The following is a 19,901-nucleotide window of genomic DNA, read 5'->3' on the forward strand; positions in this document are numbered from 1 at the left end:
ATCTATTACCAAATAGATACCCGTTTATCCACTGGCAAGTACATCGGATCTTTTTCAGTAATATTGAAAGCCTCGTACCATGCACCAATCTGAGGTAGTGCGCCATCTACACGCCATTTGCCTAATGAGTGCGGATCAATCTTCGTAAGTTTCAGGATTTCTTCTGGACGGATATTACCAGCCCACACATTTGCGTAAGACAGGAAGAAACGTTGTTCGGGTGTAAATCCATTTTCATTTTTCAAAGGTGCAGCCGCCGTTGCTTTTTTGAATGCCTGGTAAGACACTTGAAGTCCACCGTGATCGGCAATATTTTCACCCAAAGTAAACTCTCCGTTGGCATGAACCCCGGGAGCTACTTCAATGCTGTCGAAGAAGTTAACCATCACTGCTGCACGTGCTTCAAAGTTCTTGGCATCCTCTGCCGTCCACCAGTCTTTCAAGTTACCATCCTTATCATACTGACGGCCCTGATCATCAAATCCATGAGTCATCTCATGTCCGATAACTACACCAATCGCTCCATAATTGAAAGCATCGTCCGCATTCATATCAAAGAAAGGATATTGAAGTATTCCGGCCGGGAAACATATTTCATTCGTCGTCGGATTGTAATATGCATTTACTGTCTGCGGAGTCATGTGCCACTCCTCTTTATCTACCGGCTTACCATATTTGGCAATCATTTCATTGTAGCCCCACTGACTGGCGCGCTCAATATTAGCCCAATACGAATCATCCTTTATCTCAAGTGAAGAGTAGTCTTTCCATTTATCCGGATATCCGATCTTTACATGGAAAGTTGCCAGTTTTTCCATGGCCTTTTCTTTAGTCTCTTCTCCCATCCAGCTCAGTTCCCTGATACGTTCGCCCAGAGATTCTTGCAGATTCTTGACCAGAGCCACCATTCTTTCTTTGGCCGCAGCAGGGAAGTACTTCTCCACATACATCTGTCCGACAGCTTCGCCCAATGAACTGTCAACTGTGCTGACAGCACGCTTCCAACGAGGTTGCATTTCTTTCTTACCCGACATGGTACGACCATAGAAGTCAAAATTCTGAGCCACGAAGTCATCACTCAGGTAATTGGCGGCCGAATTGATCAGATTCCACTGCAAGTACAGAATCTGGTCCTCAAGCGGTACTGTATCGATAATGGCATTCACTTCTTTCATTGCATCAGGCTGCCCGATATTAATCTCTTTCAAGTTATTCAGTCCGGCAGTCGAGAAAAATACATCCCATGCGAAAGAGGGATATTCTTTTTGCAATGTTTCCAAAGTCTTCTTGTTATAGTTGGCATGCGGATCGCGTAATTCTACTTGTGAACGTGCCGACCGGGCCAGGCGGGTTTCAATGTTCATTACAGCTTTCACTGCTTTTCCGGCAGTAGCCTCATCATATCCTGCCAATCGGAACATCTTACCTACATGCTGCTGATATTTATCACGGATCTCTTTTGTCTGTGCATCATTCTCCAGATAATAATCCCGTTCGCCCATACCCAGGCCTCCCTGCATGGTGTGTACCATGTTTTCATTGCTATTCATGTCATCAGCGCTGACATAAAAAATAAAATAGGGATACATGCCATTCTTTTGCATTTCCACGATCAACGGATAAATCTCAGTTTTACTTTTGATAGCACCTATTTTATCCAGTTCGGGTTTAATGGGAGCAACGCCTTCCTTATTCAGCTTTACGCTGTCCATAGCAATATTATAAAGTTCACCTACTTTCTGTGCAATGCTGCCCGCTTCGTGTTTGCCCGCTGCCAAACCTTCAATCAGCCCGCGCAATTGCCGGCGATTGTTCTCGGCAAGCATATCAAACGAACCGAAACGCGAATATTCGTCTGTCAGAGGATGGTTTTTCATCCATCCGCCACAAGCGTACTGATAGAAACTGGTGCCCGGCAGGGCAGTTGTGTCAAGGTTGGCAAGGTCAATGCCGGACGTAAGTACGGCCTCTTTCTTACTGTTGCATCCTGTTGCCATACAACAGATTGCAAGGATTGGTAAATACTTAATTACTTTCATACACTTAAAAAACTATTATTTTTCATTCATCTCCTCCAGCTCCATTGAAACACGTTCCCACTCTTCCACCGTGTGGTCAAGTTGTTGTTTCAACTTCTGGTGTTGTTCGTAAAGTGACATATCCGAAGCACCATCGGGGGTAGCCATCTTCTCTTCAAGGATAGCTATAGCCGATTCTGTTTGTTCGATGGCAGCTTCACAGTCTGCCACCTGGCGCTCCAGTTTCTTTATCTTCTTATTAAATTCTTTCTGTGCTTCGTAGGACAGTTTATTTTCGGATACCCCCTCTTCAGCTCCTTCCTCTTTCTTACCGCCTGTAGGTGAGACAGACAAAGGATTGTTTTTCTGAAGTTCGTTCAGGTTCTCTATTTTTTTCTTTTGAAGGAAATCATAGATACCTCCCAAGTGCTCTTTCACTACACCACCACCGAACTCATATACTTTAGTCGCAAGTCCGTCCAGGAAATCACGGTCATGACTGACAATAATTACTGTACCGTCAAATTCGCGTATGGCCTCTTTCAATACATCCTTCGAACGCATATCCAAATGATTGGTAGGCTCATCGAGTATCAGGAAGTTCACAGGTTCCAACAATAATTTTATCATTGCCAGCCGGGTGCGCTCACCTCCCGAAAGCACTTTTACCTTCTTATCCGAGGCTTCACCACCAAACATGAAGGCTCCCAGTATATCGCGTATTTTGAGACGGATATCTCCCACTGCCACCCGGTCGATCGTATCGAAAACAGTCAGGTTCTCGTCAAGCATCTGTGCCTGATTCTGTGCAAAATAACCTATCTGTACATTATGTCCCAAGGTAAGCTTGCCTTCATAATCAATCTCGCTCATGATACATTTCACAAGGGTAGACTTACCTTCGCCGTTCTTTCCCACAAAAGCAACCTTCTCACCACGATTGATGGTCAGATTGACATCATGGAAGACAACATGCGATCCGTAAGTTTTCTTCACATCTTCGCAGATCACAGGATAGTTGCCACTACGGCTGGAGCAGACAAACTTAAGCCTCAACGCTGAGTTATCCACTTCGTCCACTTCGATCCGCTCTATCTTTTCCAGCTGCTTCATACGACTCTGAACCTGTACGGCCTTAGTTGCTTTATATCGGAAACGCTCAATGAAAGCCTCTGTATCTTCAATCTGCTTCTGCTGATTCTCGTAAGCGCGCAGCTGCTGTTCACGACGCTCCTGACGCAGAACAATAAACTCATCGTACTTCACCTTGTAATCATATATCTGTCCACAGGTTATTTCGATGGTACGGGTAGTTACATTATTCAGGAAAGCCCGGTCGTGGCTGACCAGTACTACCGCATTGGCACGGGTAGATAAAAAATTCTCCAGCCATTGGATACTCTCAATATCCAAATGATTGGTAGGTTCATCGAGCAACAGTACATCCGGTTTGCGGAGCAAAAGTTTTGCCAACTCGATCCGCATACGCCATCCACCGGAAAATTCACTGGTAGGACGATTAAAGTCATCCCGACTGAAGCCCAATCCTAAGAGGGTACGTTCTATCTCTGCATGAAAGTTAGTCCCTCCCATCATTAGAAAACGGTCGTTCTCGTGCGTAAAACGGTCAATAAGTTTATGATACTCTTCCGAATCATAGTCAGTGCGGTCGGCTAACTCCTGATTCATCCTCTCCAAATCGGCTTGAAGCTCGAAAATATGTTCAAATGCCAGTTCTGCCTCTTCCATCACAGTGTGGTTATCGGCGAGAATCATCACCTGCGGCAGATAGCCGATCGTTACATCACGCGGAATAGCTATAACACCCCGTGTCGGACTTTGCAGTCCGGCCAGGATCTTTAACATCGTTGATTTTCCTGCACCGTTTTTACCCACCAGGGCTATGCGGTCTTTCTTATTGATGACATAACTAACGTCCTCAAACAATGGTGTGGCGTTAAATTCTACTGTTAATCCTTCTACTGAAATCACTTCTTTCTATAAATAAGGGAATTGAGGCAACAAAGATACTCAATTATGCAGACTGCGAAAAAGAATCTATATAAATATGCATCTTCGGAAACAGCAATAAATATCCGGAATGACAGTTCAATCGATTCTTCCGGACATTACCCAAAGAAATAATGCTACCGCACCACTATTCTTTTTTTAAAGAACGTATCAAACTGACCAACTGACCATTTGAAGCGATACCCTGAACAACAAAAGTTAACCGGCTTTGTCCCGGATCACTGAATTCCAACTGGGAGCCGGTTTTATTTAACGGAAGAGCAGGAAGCCAATATATCGTTTTGCAATTATTTTCACTGTTATTTGCCGACTTCTGCACGATAGGGTAGAAAGGCGAATAAAATTCACGTTTCAGCTGATACCCCATGGGACGAATCATCCTAAAATTAGATGCTTTCTTACCAATAGTGCCTAAACCCGATTTTGTACTAATCAGAATAGCGCCATTCGATGCCTTAGATCCAATATATGCCATTTGGGCAGCATCTTTTACCAACTCGACGGATTCGACAATGGATACAGGAATAGCAACAAGTTCGGAATAAGAAGTTTCCAGTCCATCTACCATCAATAGAGCCGGAGGAGGAGTAGAATTCATCCCCATGCATAACCGTGTTATATAAAAGAAATCTCCTGCCTGTGAATCGACTGCCCGCCCCACTCCGGGAGTATTAATCAATAAATCTTTGATAGATGAATAAGGTGAAAGGGTCATTTCGTCCACATGATAAGTTTTATTCCAATCGGAGTGAGCCATTAAAGACTCGATTGCATACCGTTTCTTTTTCTCAATCTTCTGGGTGGAAACAACAACTTCGTCTAAATATTGCTCCATAGAAAAAGGATCGGTAGAAGACCGCTGAAACATATCCACGCTTGCCGGAGAAGGATCATCACCGGATTGCTCGGCAACAATCGGCTCGTCCATCTCCGCACGAAACCAATCCGCATAAATGGGAAGAGAAGAATGCACAGGCGGAATGGAATCCCGGTCGACTAACAGCGCCACACCCGTACCCCCTTTTTCCTTACGCGCCTGAAGAATGAAATGCGTACCTTGAGGAAAAGAAAGACTGTCGAAACGGAAACAGCCCGAAGCGTCACTCCTCGTCTGAAGCATAACCGTTTTATCGAAAGAGAATAAAGTGACAACCGCATCAGGGATGCACTTCTTCTCGGAATATTCGGAAACCACCTTGCCACTAATGCACTGACTACTCTCTACCAAAAAGGTACTGCGGGACGGAACAAGGCTGTATTTCACCCAACCCTGAGTCAGCATCAACAAGTCCAACAGATACGAGGTACGGGAGTCATCACTGGAAAAATAGAAAGAGGGATCCTCAACATATCCCTGAAGATCGGAACTCAGAAGAAAAGAGGAAAGAATATTGACCGTGGTATCTTGAAGAGCATAACGGTCGTCGGTAACTGAAACAGAGAGTGTACCGCTCAACGGCTCACCGGAAGTATCACGAAGCCCCATAGTAATATCCCAAAATGAACGTCCTTTATCCTCTTTCAGGCAAGCGGAGAAATCAACATCAGCACGCACGGAAGGGTTCCAATTGAAAGCGGTACGGCCGCTTAAGGGGACGCCCGAACTATCCAACAAAACAAAACGGAGTACACCCGGAGGCAGCGGAGAGCGAGGTACACGCAAAGGGGTGGAACCGGAAAAAGCCGCATGTAAAAGAACACTATCCCGATATTCGACACGAAGGGAATAACCCGAAGACACGACAGTACCTGAATTCAGACGCACCCAAAAGTCATCCTTACGAATATCGACACGGAGGGCTACCGCAGAAGCCGGTTCAACCTTCGGAAGGGCGAAACGTAACTCTTTACCCTCACGATTACGACATACCGCTGTATAACTATCATCGGGAATCGGTTCAAGATTGAAAAAGCCCATACCCCGATGAACCGAACTCAGTGTGGTGACGGTATCTCCACGCTGATTGAGCACAAAGCCTTGAACATCTGTCCCCAAACCGTCAGAACTCAAAGCCTTGAAAGCGACACGACTGACACAACCTGAGGGAAGATGTCCGCCTTCGGGAAAGAAAGAGACGTGATAGGAAGCCGCCATACGAGTCACACTCTCCTTGCGGTAATCCTGAAAGGGACGACCGCCGACAATAATCTGACGATAGAAATAACGGGGATCGGGCAAAGAGGAAAGATGACGGGTATAGAAACGAAGCGTATAATTGCCAGAACGAAGCGTATCACCCAAAGAGATGTAACCGGAAAAGACACCGTGATCATCCTTCACCATCTCACGGGAGATGACCTGACTGTCAGCCAACAGTTCTGCATAAACGTAACGGCTGTAAGCCGTTGCCTCGAGGCGGGTATCCATCAGGTAAGCACGGAACCGCACCGTGTCGCCGCGCTCATAATTAGCACGGTCCGTATGGACATAAAGTTTCTCATGAGGCCAGATAGAATCGGACTGGGCAGACAGCCGAATAAAAGAGAAAAAAAGGGCAATCAGAATAAGGAGTTCTTTCATACATAATCAGGATTAAGTATCAAGGAATATTTCAAATATAAACACATATTTTGAAATAAGCAACGAAAAGAGTGCAAATATGTGGCACATCCTGAATATTCATCCTTTTTCATTCGTTCCGGAGCTTCATACACTTTATTTCCTTATAAAGAATTGACACCCATTTGCAAACATAGACATCAAAAAGACACAGAATTGCAGGTTTCACTTACAAGTCCTTTTCATTTCCGGATCAAAGCAGAAGAAACAGAGCCCAGTAAAAAGCTTTTTCTACAGGAAATCCGGGCTTTTGGCACAGAAGAGGTGTGACCCGGCTTGATATTAAAAAGGGACATCTTCACAAAGACGTCCCTTTCAAAATCTATATTATAGAAATGAGCAAATTAACTTTAGAACAGTTTGTTAGGATATTCACCTGCATCTACCAATGCCTGGATCTTATCTACTACGCCTTGACGATCGGCTGCATAAGTCACGCCGAACCATTTGCTTGTAGTATCCAGAACTTTCACACGAGCAGTGCCTTCGTTCACCAACTTGTTTACCATCAACGGAATGAAATATTCTGATTTCAGGTTTCCTTCGTTTTCTTTCAGGAATTCTTTGAAGTACTCTTCCGAATAAGCAAAATAGTCGGGAGTGAATCCCCACATATTCATTGAAACCGGAGTGTTATCACCGATTGTCTGCATTTCACCGTTTTCGTCCTTAAATGATACTTTACCGTCGATACGTTCGATGGCAGTACGCTCTACCACAGTAGTCAGATAACCTTCCGGATTTGTCTCGCAAACGCCACGGGCTACAGATCCGCTTTCTGAAAGCGTATTTCCTACACGGTAACCTACCATGCAGTAGTCGTTCTTTTTACCGTCCATCTTAGACAGTTCGGCACCCAATACAGCAAAGCTGTCACGTCCGTAGAAGTCATCGGCATTGATAACGGCAAATGGTTCCTTGATAACATCTTTACCCATCAGGACAGCATGGTTAGTACCCCAGGGTTTTACACGGTCGGCAGGACAAGTGAAGCCTTCGGGCAGGTTATCCAATGCCTGGAACACAAGTTCCACCGGAATATGATTTTCGTATTTGCTCAGAATCTTATCACGGAAATCCTGCTCAAAATCTTTACGGATAACGAATACAACTTTACCAAATCCACCACGAATAGCATCGTAGATAGAGTAATCCATGATAGTTTCGCCGTTAGGACCCAGTCCGTCCAATTGTTTCAATCCTCCGTAACGACTGCCCATGCCGGCAGCAAGCACAAATAATGTTGGTTTCATAACTGTGAATATTAAAAGGTTAGTGATGTGTCTCATCAGATATCGTTGCAAAAGTACAAAATAGAATGAAGAATGAAGAACGAAGTATGAAGAATTTTCTTACTCCGTTCATCGCCATCGACTATTTTAGAACGGATAACCTACAGCAAAGTGTACCCCCAGCCCTTTCCAGAAAGAACCGGTCACATTGTAATATCCCTTCTTTCCCGTATCGTATGGGTCATGCAAAGGTACGCCACAATCCAGACGCAAAATAAGGAAATCGAGATCATAGCGCAAACCGGTACCCGTTCCCAAAGCAATCTGTTTACCGAAAGTCTTCCAGCGCAATTGCTTCTCCGGCGCCTCATCATCTTTACGCAACATCCAGACGTTACCTGCATCCAAAAAGACAGCACCATGCAAGTCACCATAAATGCGGAAACGATATTCTACATTAGCCTCCATACGGATGTCCCCGGTCTGGTCCAGATAAAGCCCCTTGGATGTTTTCGTGGGACGAAATCCACCCGGACCAATGCTCCGTGCAGTAAAAGCACGTACACTATTGGCACCTCCGATATAGAACTGCTCGCTGTAAGGGGCCGTATTAGTATTGCCATAAGCCCAGATAATTCCTCCTGCAACACGACTGGCTATGGACTGATTCTTGTCGATCTTCCAAGTATAACGGAAATCACTGTTCACCTTTAAAAATTGAGCAAAAGGAACACCAAACAACTTTTTGTCTTTCTGGCTAAACTTCCGTCCGAAAATACGGTAAATGCCGGAAGTGATATTTCCGGCAGAAGTAAACGTAGTCTGCCACCAAATAGGATTACGCACCCCGCGCAAAGCTGCGTTATCAAACGTATAAGTATATTCCATGGCCGGAATAAACTGATTCTGTAAACTGCGGTACAATGCCTTATTTTGTTCGGCTATCTCTTCAAAAGCTTTTGTTGTATGTTGCAGCACATTGAAAGTCACCCGGAGGGGTGTCAGGCTGTGACGGCTGGTACGAGTCGGCTGAAAATCATAAGTGGCATTCCCCCCGAACGCCAATAGTTTATAATATTTGGCACGGTTCAGCTGGTCGATATACAAATGGAAAGTAGTTGTTGCCGGGAAGTCATATTCACGTCCTCCGAAAGAAGGAAATACCACCCGGGGGAAAGTCAAAGCCGTAGACACTCCCATCTCCCAGCTATTCATCAATGAACTTCCTTTATTCTGCCCGGTCTGCCATTCATAAGAACCTTTCAATTTTACATTCCACGTTTCTCCCCCACCGAATACATTGTAACGAGTCAGCCCGAAAGATGCCCCCGGGCCGGTCTGGTTGTTACTCTTGGTCGTCAGGTTAAATTCCAGTTCGGCATCATACGGTTTATCAAATGTAGCCTGTAAACGTACGTTCAGTGTGTCACATGTTGCCGTAGAGTCCTGAGGTATATATTGCAGATCAAGATAACGGAAAATACTCAATTGTGAAAGACGTTCCTGAATACGTGTCTGCCGGTATTGGCTATACAAGCGGCTATGGGCGGAGTTACGTAAAGAATCATTGCGGACATATGCCTGATAATTCAGCCAACGGTAAAGCATATTCGGACGCACCTGCATTTTCTTATAATAATGAATGTCAAGTCCACGGTATTCAAGTGTGCTGTTAGGCACTTCTCCACCCTTTCCATACAGATAAACTGATGTCTTCCCTACATAGTATGGGCGTTGGGCTGCTTCCGGAAGCCCGGGTACAGGTATCAGCCGGAGACTGACATGTCCGGGATTCAACAGAGTATCCGCCTGATATTTCATGTAATCCGGACGAAAATAGAAATATCCCCGGTTACGCAGCAAAGCGCTGATACGGCTACGTTCTTCATCAAGATCACTGACATTGAACTGTTCGCCCGGTGTCAACAGCGAACCTCGTCGCCCTCTCTCCATGATTCTCAACGTACGCGGATTGAAACGAGTGTAATAAACCGTATCAATATAATAAGGGTCTTTCATGTCAACCGTATAACGTATGCTTGCTTTCAGGCTGTCTTTCTTGTCCGGCAGAGTCTGATAACGGACCGTACCATTAAAGTATCCATAATCGTGCAGCAAATTAGTACCCACCTTGGCACGTATCTCCGGATTAACAGTAGAAATGAATACGGGAGGATTGGCGGCAAATCGATTAAAGAGCCAGCGCCCGAATCCTTTTTTATAATGAACCAGACTGTTGTAAGCCCACATTTTAAAAGGGATAGGAATGAATCCCAACACCTTTGTACTGGGAGCCTTTTCGAGCGCAGCATCCAGTTCTGTCAGGGCATCGTCCGTCAAAGGTGCCTGCGGACGGTTTTCAATAATAGTTTTCGATCCGGTATAAAGCACTTCTCCTTCGGGCAAATGTTTGGTCGTAGAACAAGCTCCCAAAAGCAGCATTACCAAACCGGCTTGTATGGTGCCAAGAAATATATGAAATATCTTTTTACGTATCATCCTATTTTAATCTCTTTTATTAATCAATTACTGATGTGCTTCACCGGTTGATGAAGCCTTCTGTGTATCAGGAGACGTCTTCTTCTTTTTACGGAAAATAAACAACTCACTTAATCTGTCGATACGCTTACGCAGTACCAGACCGATACCGGTCTCCGTAATTTCTCCTTCAAGCACACTTTCATAATTCTTATTATGGAAAAGACGGATGTAACGGGTTCCGGATGTATCGAGACGATATTCCAAAGAAATATTATCGATAAACGATTCAACATCATTTGTAGCTTGTGCACCGGTAGATACCTTGCCGCCAAGCACTATCTGGAAACGATCGTTGAAGAAACGCTGTGAATAACGGAAACTATAGTCGGTACGCTTTCCGCCTGCATCGGCAGCATCATGGTCTTCTACCCCCATCGAGAAACTGGCATTCTTCAAATTACCCGCCAATGCGTTGATCTGACTGGAAAGTATACTGTTTAGTGCCGATCCCATATTCAGTCCGCCACCTCCGGAACTTCCGGAATTTGCAAGATAGAGTCCGGTAGCCAGCATGGCAATGGCTTGCTTCCCACGTTCGTCAGCACTCATAGAAGCCAACTGATTCTGCACTTCTGCATCATCGGGTGCATCAATTTCAAAAGCCAGCGAAAGGTTATCCAAACGATTCTTCACGACAATCGACACGTCAAAGTTAACCATACGCGACTGTCCGCTTTCGCTGCCTACCGAAGCACGAAGGCGCTCGGTGGCTTTCAGGTTTAGCATCGGGTCCATCGGGTTTCCCGTCCATTCTACATAGCTGCCATTGTTTATATTGAATTCTTTCAACGGAATCACAGGAAGGGCATATTTCATCATTCCCCCCGTAAGGGTATATCGTCCTGAAAGAGATAAGTCTCCTTGTGGAGTATATTGCATGCTCAGATTACCTCCTCCCTGCAATTCGACCCGGCTGCTGCGGTCAGCACTCAAATCCGCTTTCAACCGGACTCCGGGATCAATCTGCACAGTCATAATCATATCGAGTCCGCCAAGTGACACGACAGGAGCTTCTTCTTTCTGTACGGTGGTCGTATCACTGAAAGAAGTAAAAGTAACCAGGTCCCCCAACCGGTCTTGCACAGTGAGCGGCGAATCCATCAAGACATAGGTGACATCCGTATTGCCCAGCAGGTTCATATTGCCACGCATCACCAACGCATCCACCGGACCACGCAAAGTTGCATTAAAGTCCACAAACACTTTTCCATATACCAGACTCTCTTTAGTACGGGGAGCGTTGAGCAGCATGTAGTTTTCCGCCAACATCGACAGATTCACTTTAGGACTGCTCAAATCGCGAAAATCGACTGTACCATCAATCGTGAAAGGATTCTTACTGGTGGTAAAAATAGCAAATTTGTCGAACATCAAACGACTGTTCTTAATCTGTACGGGACGGTTGTCGAACGTAAACCTTGCTCCCGCCTGACGGGCGAAGACCGACACGCTGTCCAGAATCAGGTCACCATTGACCAATGGCTGATCCGTATCTCCGGTTATGTGCAGTCCACCATCCATATCACCCGAAAGGTTAACAACCTGATCCGGTACAAAAGCATTGGCTATCTTTAGCGGGAAATGCTCCATTGTGGCATTTACCTCGATACTGTCCTTACCGGTTACCGAGGGATGAAGCGAACCGTCGGCCATCAGAATTTCCTCACCCTCATGGGTCAGATAAGTACTGATGTAATGTTTCCCTCTTTCACCCGGAAGCCACGTTACCCCAAGTGCAACGTCTCCGATACGTTGGCGCTCATAAGTCAGTTCATCGATACTGGCCTCGGCAGATACCTGCAAAGAAGTAGCTGTCTGCACATAATTGGCCTCAGCCGAGAAGAGACCGGACAAATCAGGAAGGTAAGGAAGTACCTTACTGATCTCAGCCAACCGGATGCGTTGCAACTCCACGTCAATATTCTGCAATGACACGGTGTCACTCTGGTTTGATTTCATTCGGAATCCCATATCTTCATCATCTACCATATCGACATTGGCATACAGACGCATGTTTTTATGAAGATATATCCAGTTGTGCCGGTCTACGAAGTGGAACTTCCGAAAAGCGATAATGGGGTTCTCCGGTATCAGCGTGAAAGCAAGTCCCTCCCCTTTTCCACTTCCCTCAACCAATGGACGGACATTCACACCGAAAAGTACACCGGTTTCTCCTTTATCATTTTCATAGCGCAACGTGAGTTCGGCATCATCGTTGCGTATTTCTCCGGCAATACTCGATTTAAATACAATCTGCGGATTCTTGGGCCCGTTGATGACTCCTCCATGCAAACTCATGCGAGTCGTATCTTGCTTGACAGTAAAGTAAATCGTATCCAATTGCAGGGTATCCATCTTCAATGCGTGAATAGCAGCTTTTCCGTTGATACCCCAATCGGGAGCGGTGCCAAACTTCACACCCATATCATGAAAAGCAATATCTTTTGTTGCCAGATAATATGCCAGAGGATTTTCTTTACCGGCAGACATCGAAAAAATGGCAGTAGGCAACGCCTTACGCAATTCTCCATGATCAAGCTCTTTTTTATCAATCTGCTCAATCAGCACATCGGCAAAGTGAGTAGATTGTTCAATCAACTTGTCCAGACTGGAACGTGCCGAAAGGTTAAGTTTCATATCACCAGCCGTAAGATGGGTGAAAATACGGTCACGACGGGCCTCTGCTGTAAAATTAAAAGCTAAAGGATGCTTCAAGGGTTTGGGAGCAATACCCAGTTCGTACAAGTCGAGTTGGGTAACATCCAAATCAGCCTTTCCGTCCATGTAGGGTTTGGTAAGATGATATTCGGCATTGGCGTTCATCTTCAACAACCGGTTGTCACTAACCACATGGGCTGTGGCAAGTGCATTCTTAACATCACCGGTCACTTCAATTCCCGAAATACGGTAACGTCCGTAATGGAGTGACTCCAACGAAGCTTTCAGTGAAGCAACCGTACGATAAGAAGTAAAGTCCATTCCCCTGCCTACTGCTGCTACCGATGTAGTCAGTTCATAAATCGAATCTTTAGGCAGGAAATGATGGAGTTGCAAGGCTTCCACCTTCAGATCGGCCCGATAAGCCTCGGTACTTCCATTGTAAGCCGCATCTACATTCAGTGATCCCTCACCCTCTTTCAGCAAGAGTTGCGCCATATATTGCGGACCTTTCATCCGGGCTTTTGCGACAAGCGACATCTGATTAGGGATGACAAGAGAACTGTCCGCCCTTGTTCCACCCAGAGTTGTCAGGAAATTAAGATTCTGGGTCTGCATTCTCAGGTCGATAACAGCCGACCGCTCCACGCTATCAGTCAGGTTCAGCAACTCCCCACCTCCCGAAAGTGAGAAAGCTCCGGGTAGCTCAGCGCTGAAACGAGTGATCTGCATCTCTTTCAGATTGCCCTCCGTACCGGCACGTATCACCAAAGGGCGGAAAGGATAGGCCTCCTCGAAGCTATCAGGCAACCCACCGGCAAGAAGCAGAACATCCTGCTTCCCGATCATCGCATTAAAGCGTGCGGTCAGCCGTCCGGTCGTAGGAATATTCACCAACTCCCAATAGGTCTGTGCCGTAAAATTTATTTCAGAATGGGGTGTCAACAGTTTCAAGTCCGGCACCCGGATGACAGTATCATTGGCAAACACACGCCCGGTAAGTGAAGTGACACTTAACCCGGACCGGTCGTTCATCGAAAACTCACGGATGACAGCATTCATATTACGCCCGCGATAATACATCGAATCGAGCCCGATACGTATATCACGCAAAGCAATATGTGACGGATCAAAGCCTTCGGCTGGTTCCATCGAACCCACATCATAATTCACAGAAGTACCCGACAACAAAAAGCTGCGAAGCCCGTAACGCAGATTCTTCAAATCGGCTTCGGCCTCATTGATTTGTGCGTCTCCCACATGGGCTGCCAAACGCATACTGTCTGCCGGTAACTGCATGCTGAAGGAAACATTCTTTAATTTCAAATGGCGTAAATCAACTTTCCAACGAACCTCACTCTGAGCAGTATCTTTCGGTGTAGCAGTAGTATCATTCAGAAGTAACTGAACATGGGTATCGGATAATTCGGCCCGATTAATAACAGCTACTTCATTGGGTAAATCCACCCCATGGCTTTCGAGTTTAAAGCTGCCTAAGACACCTTTCAGACGCATACCATCTATCAGGTCAGCAGAGTTAACAGTCACCTGACGAAGAGTGATATCATCCACTTCTACTTTTCCACGAAAAAGCGGAAGTGCCTGCACATGCACATTGAAACTTTCAAGTGATAATAATGTATCGGGAGTCTGAATGACCTCAACCCCTCTTACCAGCAAATTTAAAGGAAACCGCAAATCGATACGCCGGACATTAATCTGCATACCGGTCGCTTTGGAAGCATAAGCAGCAGCCTCCTTTCTCAGAAAATTCTGTACGGGAGGAATATAGAGTAATACCATCAGTATCACAAAGAGTATGACAGGAGTAAGCAAAATCCAGCTTACCCATTTGATCCATTTTCGTTTCATGAAGCTTGTGTCTCAATGTAAAAAGTGATACAAAGAAAACAAAATTATCCGGAAAAAGATTAAAGTGACGATGATTTTATATATGAGTAGACTCACAACAATCACCGGGACTGATCCTCTGACGCATACCGGCGCGCTTCTGTCAGCACGATATCTACTTGCTGAAGGGCTTCTTTTGCTTTTCGTACAATTTCGTCCGAAATAGCTTCTCCACGGCGCTGCTCCAACCACGAAAGTAAGGGAAGTACTCCTGAAGCCCCAAGTAAAGTAAACAGAGGCAACAGCTTATGTGCCATCCCTGCTATCCCATCCACATCCATGGTCCGGACAGACTCTTCCATCCGACTCCGGTTTTTCTCCGTTTCTTCAATAAAAGTTTGAATAATAGCTGAAGCTGCTTCCGAGTCATCCTCGGAAAAAGCCGTCAACGCCCGAAAATCAAGAGAGGTCTCCGTCGGTCTGATTGGCGAATTTTCAAGGGCTTCACCCGTTATCATCGCTAACAGTTCCTTCACCGTAAAAGGTTTGTGCAGACATCCCGCAAACCCGTATTCCCGGAAATCCTGTTCGCCCATCTCACTACGTGCAGTAACAGCAATAACCGGGATAGCACGTGCCTGAGGAATATTGGATGCACGCAATAACTTCAGCAAATCGAACCCGTTAATGGCAGGCATCTGAACGTCAGTCAGCAATACGTCAAATGAAGAAGTACGAAGTTGTTCTATCAACTCGTCCGGCTGCTGACAGCAAGTAGCTCGAATATTCTGTTGCTCAAGCATAGCCGCGGTCAGTGCCAATTGAATCCGGTCATCATCAATCAATAAAACATGATTTAGCTTTTGGGAGGATATTTCTTCTCTATCACCAGCCTGGTCTGAAACTGAGGTTGAAACAACTGCCTCCTCCTGCTTCTCCCCGACAACAGGCCCTACCGGATACAGTGGCAAAATGACAATAAAACGGCTTCCTTCCCCCAGCGTACTTTGCACGCTAATCGAGCCTTCAAGTAACGTCACAAGTTTGTGAACGATAGAAAGTCCCAACCCAAATCCTTCCTCCCCCTGTGCTCCGGGTAATCGGGTAAACTCCTGAAAAATCTTCTCACGATCACCGGGCGCCATTCCTTTACCCGTATCCGCAACCTCAATGCGGACACTGGATGAATGGTAGGTGACATTCAATGCGATATTGCCCTTTACTGTAAATTTCACAGCATTCGAAAGCAAATTATTCACAATTTGCCGGATGCGTAAAGGATCGCTGATAAAACGTCCATCCAACTCAGAATCTATACTGTAGTCCAAAGCTAAGTGTTTGGCATCGGTCAGTGGTTTGAAACTTACACGAATCTCTTCGAACAGTTGTGCCGGATTGAATGTAACCCGGTTGACTTCTGCTTTATTCAGATCCAACCGATGGAAATCAAGCAAATCACTTACCAGTTTAAGCAAATGTTGCGAAGAACTTTTCATATTGTCCAGATAGAATCGTTGCCTTTCGTCCGTTGTCAACCCTGAAAGCAAATCCGTATATCCGATAATAGAACCCAGAGGAGCTTTAAAGTCATGAGTAATGGCAAGCATTAACTTTTCGCGGGCCTCAAGTAACGCTTCTGCACGTTTATTGGCCTCTTCCAATTCTCTACGGTAACGATTGCTACGGGTAATATCCCGCCAGATCATAATCAAGAAACAAGCAGACAACAATACAGCAGCAACGGCAATTCCTCCGATAGTTCGAGTGGATCTATTGCGAAGCTCTTGCTGTTCGGACGCATTATCCACAGCACGCCGGGTGACTACCTGTTCATAAGTTGTAATCATACTGTCTATGCGAGTGGTCAGTTCCCTGTTCATCCGACGGAGGCGGGCATTATAATTAGGGCGTACTGCCGGCTTTGCCTTCCGCTTGGTTACCGTACGTATACGCTGATGTAACGAGTCAATCGGGTTATAAGATTCAAGAATAGTGTCCGTGGCAAACTCTACTGCTGTATTGACCAATACAGCAGTATCTTCCTTTGAAGGCACAAAAACCTCACCAAGCCTCCTAAAAAAACCCTTCTTTTTTCGCTTGGTAATAACAGAATCGCGTTTGGTAATGATACGGTGCTGCACACGCTGCTGGGTGATCACCGTATCCTGCTCGGCAATAATGGAATCCAACTCAACCGGAGTAATCATGCTTTCATTCGCTTCATTGATGATCTGAAGCATCCGGATGGTATTTTCATCCTTTTCTTTCAACAGAAGAAGTAAACTGTCCGTCTGTAAACTTTGTACATCATCCGTATCAGACAATTTCTCCATCTCCCTATGTACGAACAACAGAGAGAACAATAACACGACCAGCAACAAAGTATACCCCGCCGCGATCTTTACTTTTGTGAAACGGGAAGGAATAGCCATAACTTATCTTGTTTTATACCTGAAACGTAACCATAACATGATTGCCGCACTACTTAGTCCGAAAGGGAAAGCCATCCAGACTCCGAACAATCCCCACCCCATGACAAAACCAAAGAAATACCCGGCCGGGAGAGAAATAATAAAATAGGCAATGAAAGCAATCAGCATCATAGGCTTTACATCCGAAATGCCACGCAGTGCATTGGCAAAGTTGATTTGCATTCCGTCTCCAAACTGATAAGCCAGAAAAGGCACCATCAGAACGACTACCATCGCTGACACTTCCGTATTGTCAGTAAACCATCCTCCCACCTGATATCGGAAAAAGAAAACAATGGATAACAATACGATTCCCATAGCCAATATGATATGTGCGCCGGCATAAGCCGTACGTCGCACATTAACGATATCGTTTTGACCTTTGAAATTGCTGACCCGTACAGCCACTGCCGCTCCCATCCCATAGAACATCATAAAAGTAAACTGTGAGATAGTGAGCATCACCTGATGGGAAGCCAGAGCAATAGTGCCCAACCATCCTACCATCACCGTACTCAAACTAAATGAAGCAGTCTCCATCCCCATCTGAAAAGCGACAGGCCATCCCAAAGCATTTAACTGCCGAAACAACGCGCGCGACCATCCTAAACGGATAAATCCCAGTTTATAACGCAAAAAACGACGGCTACCAAAAAAGACCAATACAAAAACCAACACCATGACAATGCGCGAAAACAATGTGCTGATCCCGGCTCCCAATAGTCCCAACTCAGGAAATCCCAGTTTACCATTAATCAGTATATAATTTCCTACAATATTCAGCACATTACCACCCAGAAGTATCCACATAGCTGTCTTGGTATCGGTTATTCCGTCAGTAAACTGTTTGAATCCGTTAAATAACAGCACAAAAATTAATGAAGCAAGCAATATCAGATAGTAGGGTTTGATCAGAGAGAGCAATTCTTCCGGCTGCCCTAACCTTTCCACATTCAGATAAAGAATCGCCATAATTCCGGTTAGCAAAATGCCCACCAAAAGATTGGCAAGCAAACTACAACGCAAAGCTTGTCCTGCAGCAGCAAATTTACGCACGCCATAAAAACCGCCAACAATGGGTGTAAGCCCATACGAGAATCCGGTGCTGAAGATGATAGCCAACGTAAACATATTATTGACGAAGGAAGCCGCCCCCAGTTCATTGGTACTGTGATGCCCAATCATCAAGGTATCGGCAAAACCAAGTACAATCACTCCCACCTGCCCGATGACAATAGGAAGGCCAAGAAAAAATAGTGCTTTATAATGATTCTTATATATAAGTCTCATTCCTGCTCTCCCTTGCTACTCTTATAGTAAAGTACCACTCCATTTTCTTCACGGAATGCGGTTTGTGCCACTGCTTTCAGACGGTCGGCAGTTACAGCACGATAACGTTCTACTTCCTTCTCCATATCTTCTGCTTGTCCGTTCAACTCAAACCATGCAAGATTCGTCGCTACATTCAGATAATTGATATTTCCAAATATCTGGGTAGACTCAAATTTATTCTTCACTTTCTCAAGTTCATGTTCCTGTACCAAAGCAGTTTGCAACTCGTTCAACTCTTCACGTACGGCAGCCTCGGCCTCTTCCAATGATACACCGGCAGCCGGTTTACCACTGATATGAAACAAACCGGCATCAATCGTTCCTGATATATAGGCATCAATACTCGAAAACAATTGTTTTTCTTGTACAAGATGCTGATTCAGGCGACTGGAACGTCCGTTACTTAAAATATCCGATAAAATATCAAATGCATAATAATCGGCATTCAAACGGTCACACATGTGATAAGCCATAAAAAGCGAATCAAGCGGTACATTTCGCTCGACTACCTGGCGGCGCTCTCCTGTCTGGACAGGCTCCTTGGGCAACTGTCGTAAAGGAACCTCCCGACGGGGAATGGAGCCGAACCACTTTTCCGTAAGACTTACGGCCTCTTCAAATGATATATTTCCGGTGACAGCAAGCACAGCATTATTGGGCGCATAAAAACGAAAAAAGAAATCTTTGACCTCTTCCAATGTTGCATTGGCTATGTGGGACAATTCTTTACCAATGGTAGGCCACTGATAGGGATGAACCCGATATGCCAAAGGGCGCAACAAATGCCCGACATCACCATATGGCTGATTGAGACAGCGTTGCTTGAACTCTTCCATTACCACTCCACGTTGCACTTCCAGGCTGCGCTCACTAAAATCAAGACTCAGCATCCTATCAGATTCAAGCCAAAATCCAGTTTCTACATTCTGCCGGGGTACAGTGAGATAATAGTTGGTAATATCATTATTGGTCCAGGCATTATTTTCTCCTCCCGCTAATTGAAGCGGTGCATCATAATCGGGTATATTCACCGAGCCCCCAAACATCAGATGCTCAAAAAGGTGAGCAAACCCGGTATGTTCCGGGTTTTCATCCCTGGCTCCCACATTATAAAGAACGTTGAGTGCAACCATCTGCGTGCTGGCATCCTGTGAGTGAACCAGCCTCAAGCCATTGCTCAGAATATGCCTGTTGATCTGCAGCATAT

General features: G+C 45.4%; 9 protein-coding genes. All 9 read right to left on the reverse strand.

From position 1 onward, the window contains the following. Nucleotides 1–5: 5 nt before the first annotated feature. Nucleotides 6–2,039 (reverse strand): M13 family metallopeptidase, encoded by a 2,034-nt coding sequence (locus G7Y45_RS01470; protein WP_022011755.1) that lies wholly within the window; start codon nucleotides 2,037–2,039, stop codon nucleotides 6–8. Between the two features lie 15 nt (nucleotides 2,040–2,054). Then, nucleotides 2,055–4,010: an ABC-F family ATP-binding cassette domain-containing protein gene (locus G7Y45_RS01475; protein ID WP_101603927.1), complete on the reverse strand. Its 1,956-nt coding sequence runs from the start codon at nucleotides 4,008–4,010 to the stop codon at nucleotides 2,055–2,057. 166 nt (nucleotides 4,011–4,176) lie between these two features. Then, nucleotides 4,177–6,570 (reverse strand): TonB-dependent receptor plug domain-containing protein, encoded by a 2,394-nt coding sequence (locus tag G7Y45_RS01480; protein ID WP_165017962.1) that lies wholly within the window; start codon nucleotides 6,568–6,570, stop codon nucleotides 4,177–4,179. A 389-nt stretch (nucleotides 6,571–6,959) separates the two neighbouring features. Further along, the gene (locus tag G7Y45_RS01485; protein ID WP_005783042.1) at nucleotides 6,960–7,862 is read right to left on the reverse strand and encodes a hypothetical protein; all 903 of its coding nucleotides are present in this window, start codon (nucleotides 7,860–7,862) and stop codon (nucleotides 6,960–6,962) included. Between the two features lie 126 nt (nucleotides 7,863–7,988). Continuing rightward, nucleotides 7,989–10,340 carry an outer membrane protein assembly factor gene (locus tag G7Y45_RS01490; protein ID WP_165017959.1) on the reverse strand — a complete coding sequence of 784 codons (2,352 nt, stop codon included), beginning with the start codon at nucleotides 10,338–10,340 and terminating at the stop codon, nucleotides 7,989–7,991. A gap of 27 nt (nucleotides 10,341–10,367) precedes the next feature. Continuing rightward, on the reverse strand, nucleotides 10,368–14,912 hold the full coding sequence (locus G7Y45_RS01495) for a translocation/assembly module TamB domain-containing protein (RefSeq protein ID WP_032543739.1): 4,545 nt from the start codon (nucleotides 14,910–14,912) through the stop codon (nucleotides 10,368–10,370). Between the two features lie 101 nt (nucleotides 14,913–15,013). Continuing rightward, a complete protein-coding gene (locus G7Y45_RS01500) occupies nucleotides 15,014–17,323 on the reverse strand; it encodes an ATP-binding protein (RefSeq protein ID WP_032543740.1) in 2,310 nt (769 codons plus the stop codon). A 3-nt stretch (nucleotides 17,324–17,326) separates the two neighbouring features. Beyond that, entirely contained in the window at nucleotides 17,327–18,652 is a 1,326-nt protein-coding gene (locus tag G7Y45_RS01505; RefSeq protein ID WP_005783035.1) for an MATE family efflux transporter, read from the reverse strand. Next, nucleotides 18,649–19,896, reverse strand: coding sequence for a M16 family metallopeptidase (locus G7Y45_RS01510; RefSeq protein WP_371296239.1), 1,248 nt, complete (start codon nucleotides 19,894–19,896; stop codon nucleotides 18,649–18,651). Before G7Y45_RS01510 ends, G7Y45_RS01505 begins: the two co-directional genes overlap by 4 nt. Between the last annotated feature and the right edge of the window lie 5 nt (nucleotides 19,897–19,901).

The organism is Bacteroides sp. ZJ-18, from assembly GCF_011038705.2.
Taxonomy (GTDB): Bacteria; Bacteroidota; Bacteroidia; order Bacteroidales; family Bacteroidaceae; genus Bacteroides; species Bacteroides hominis.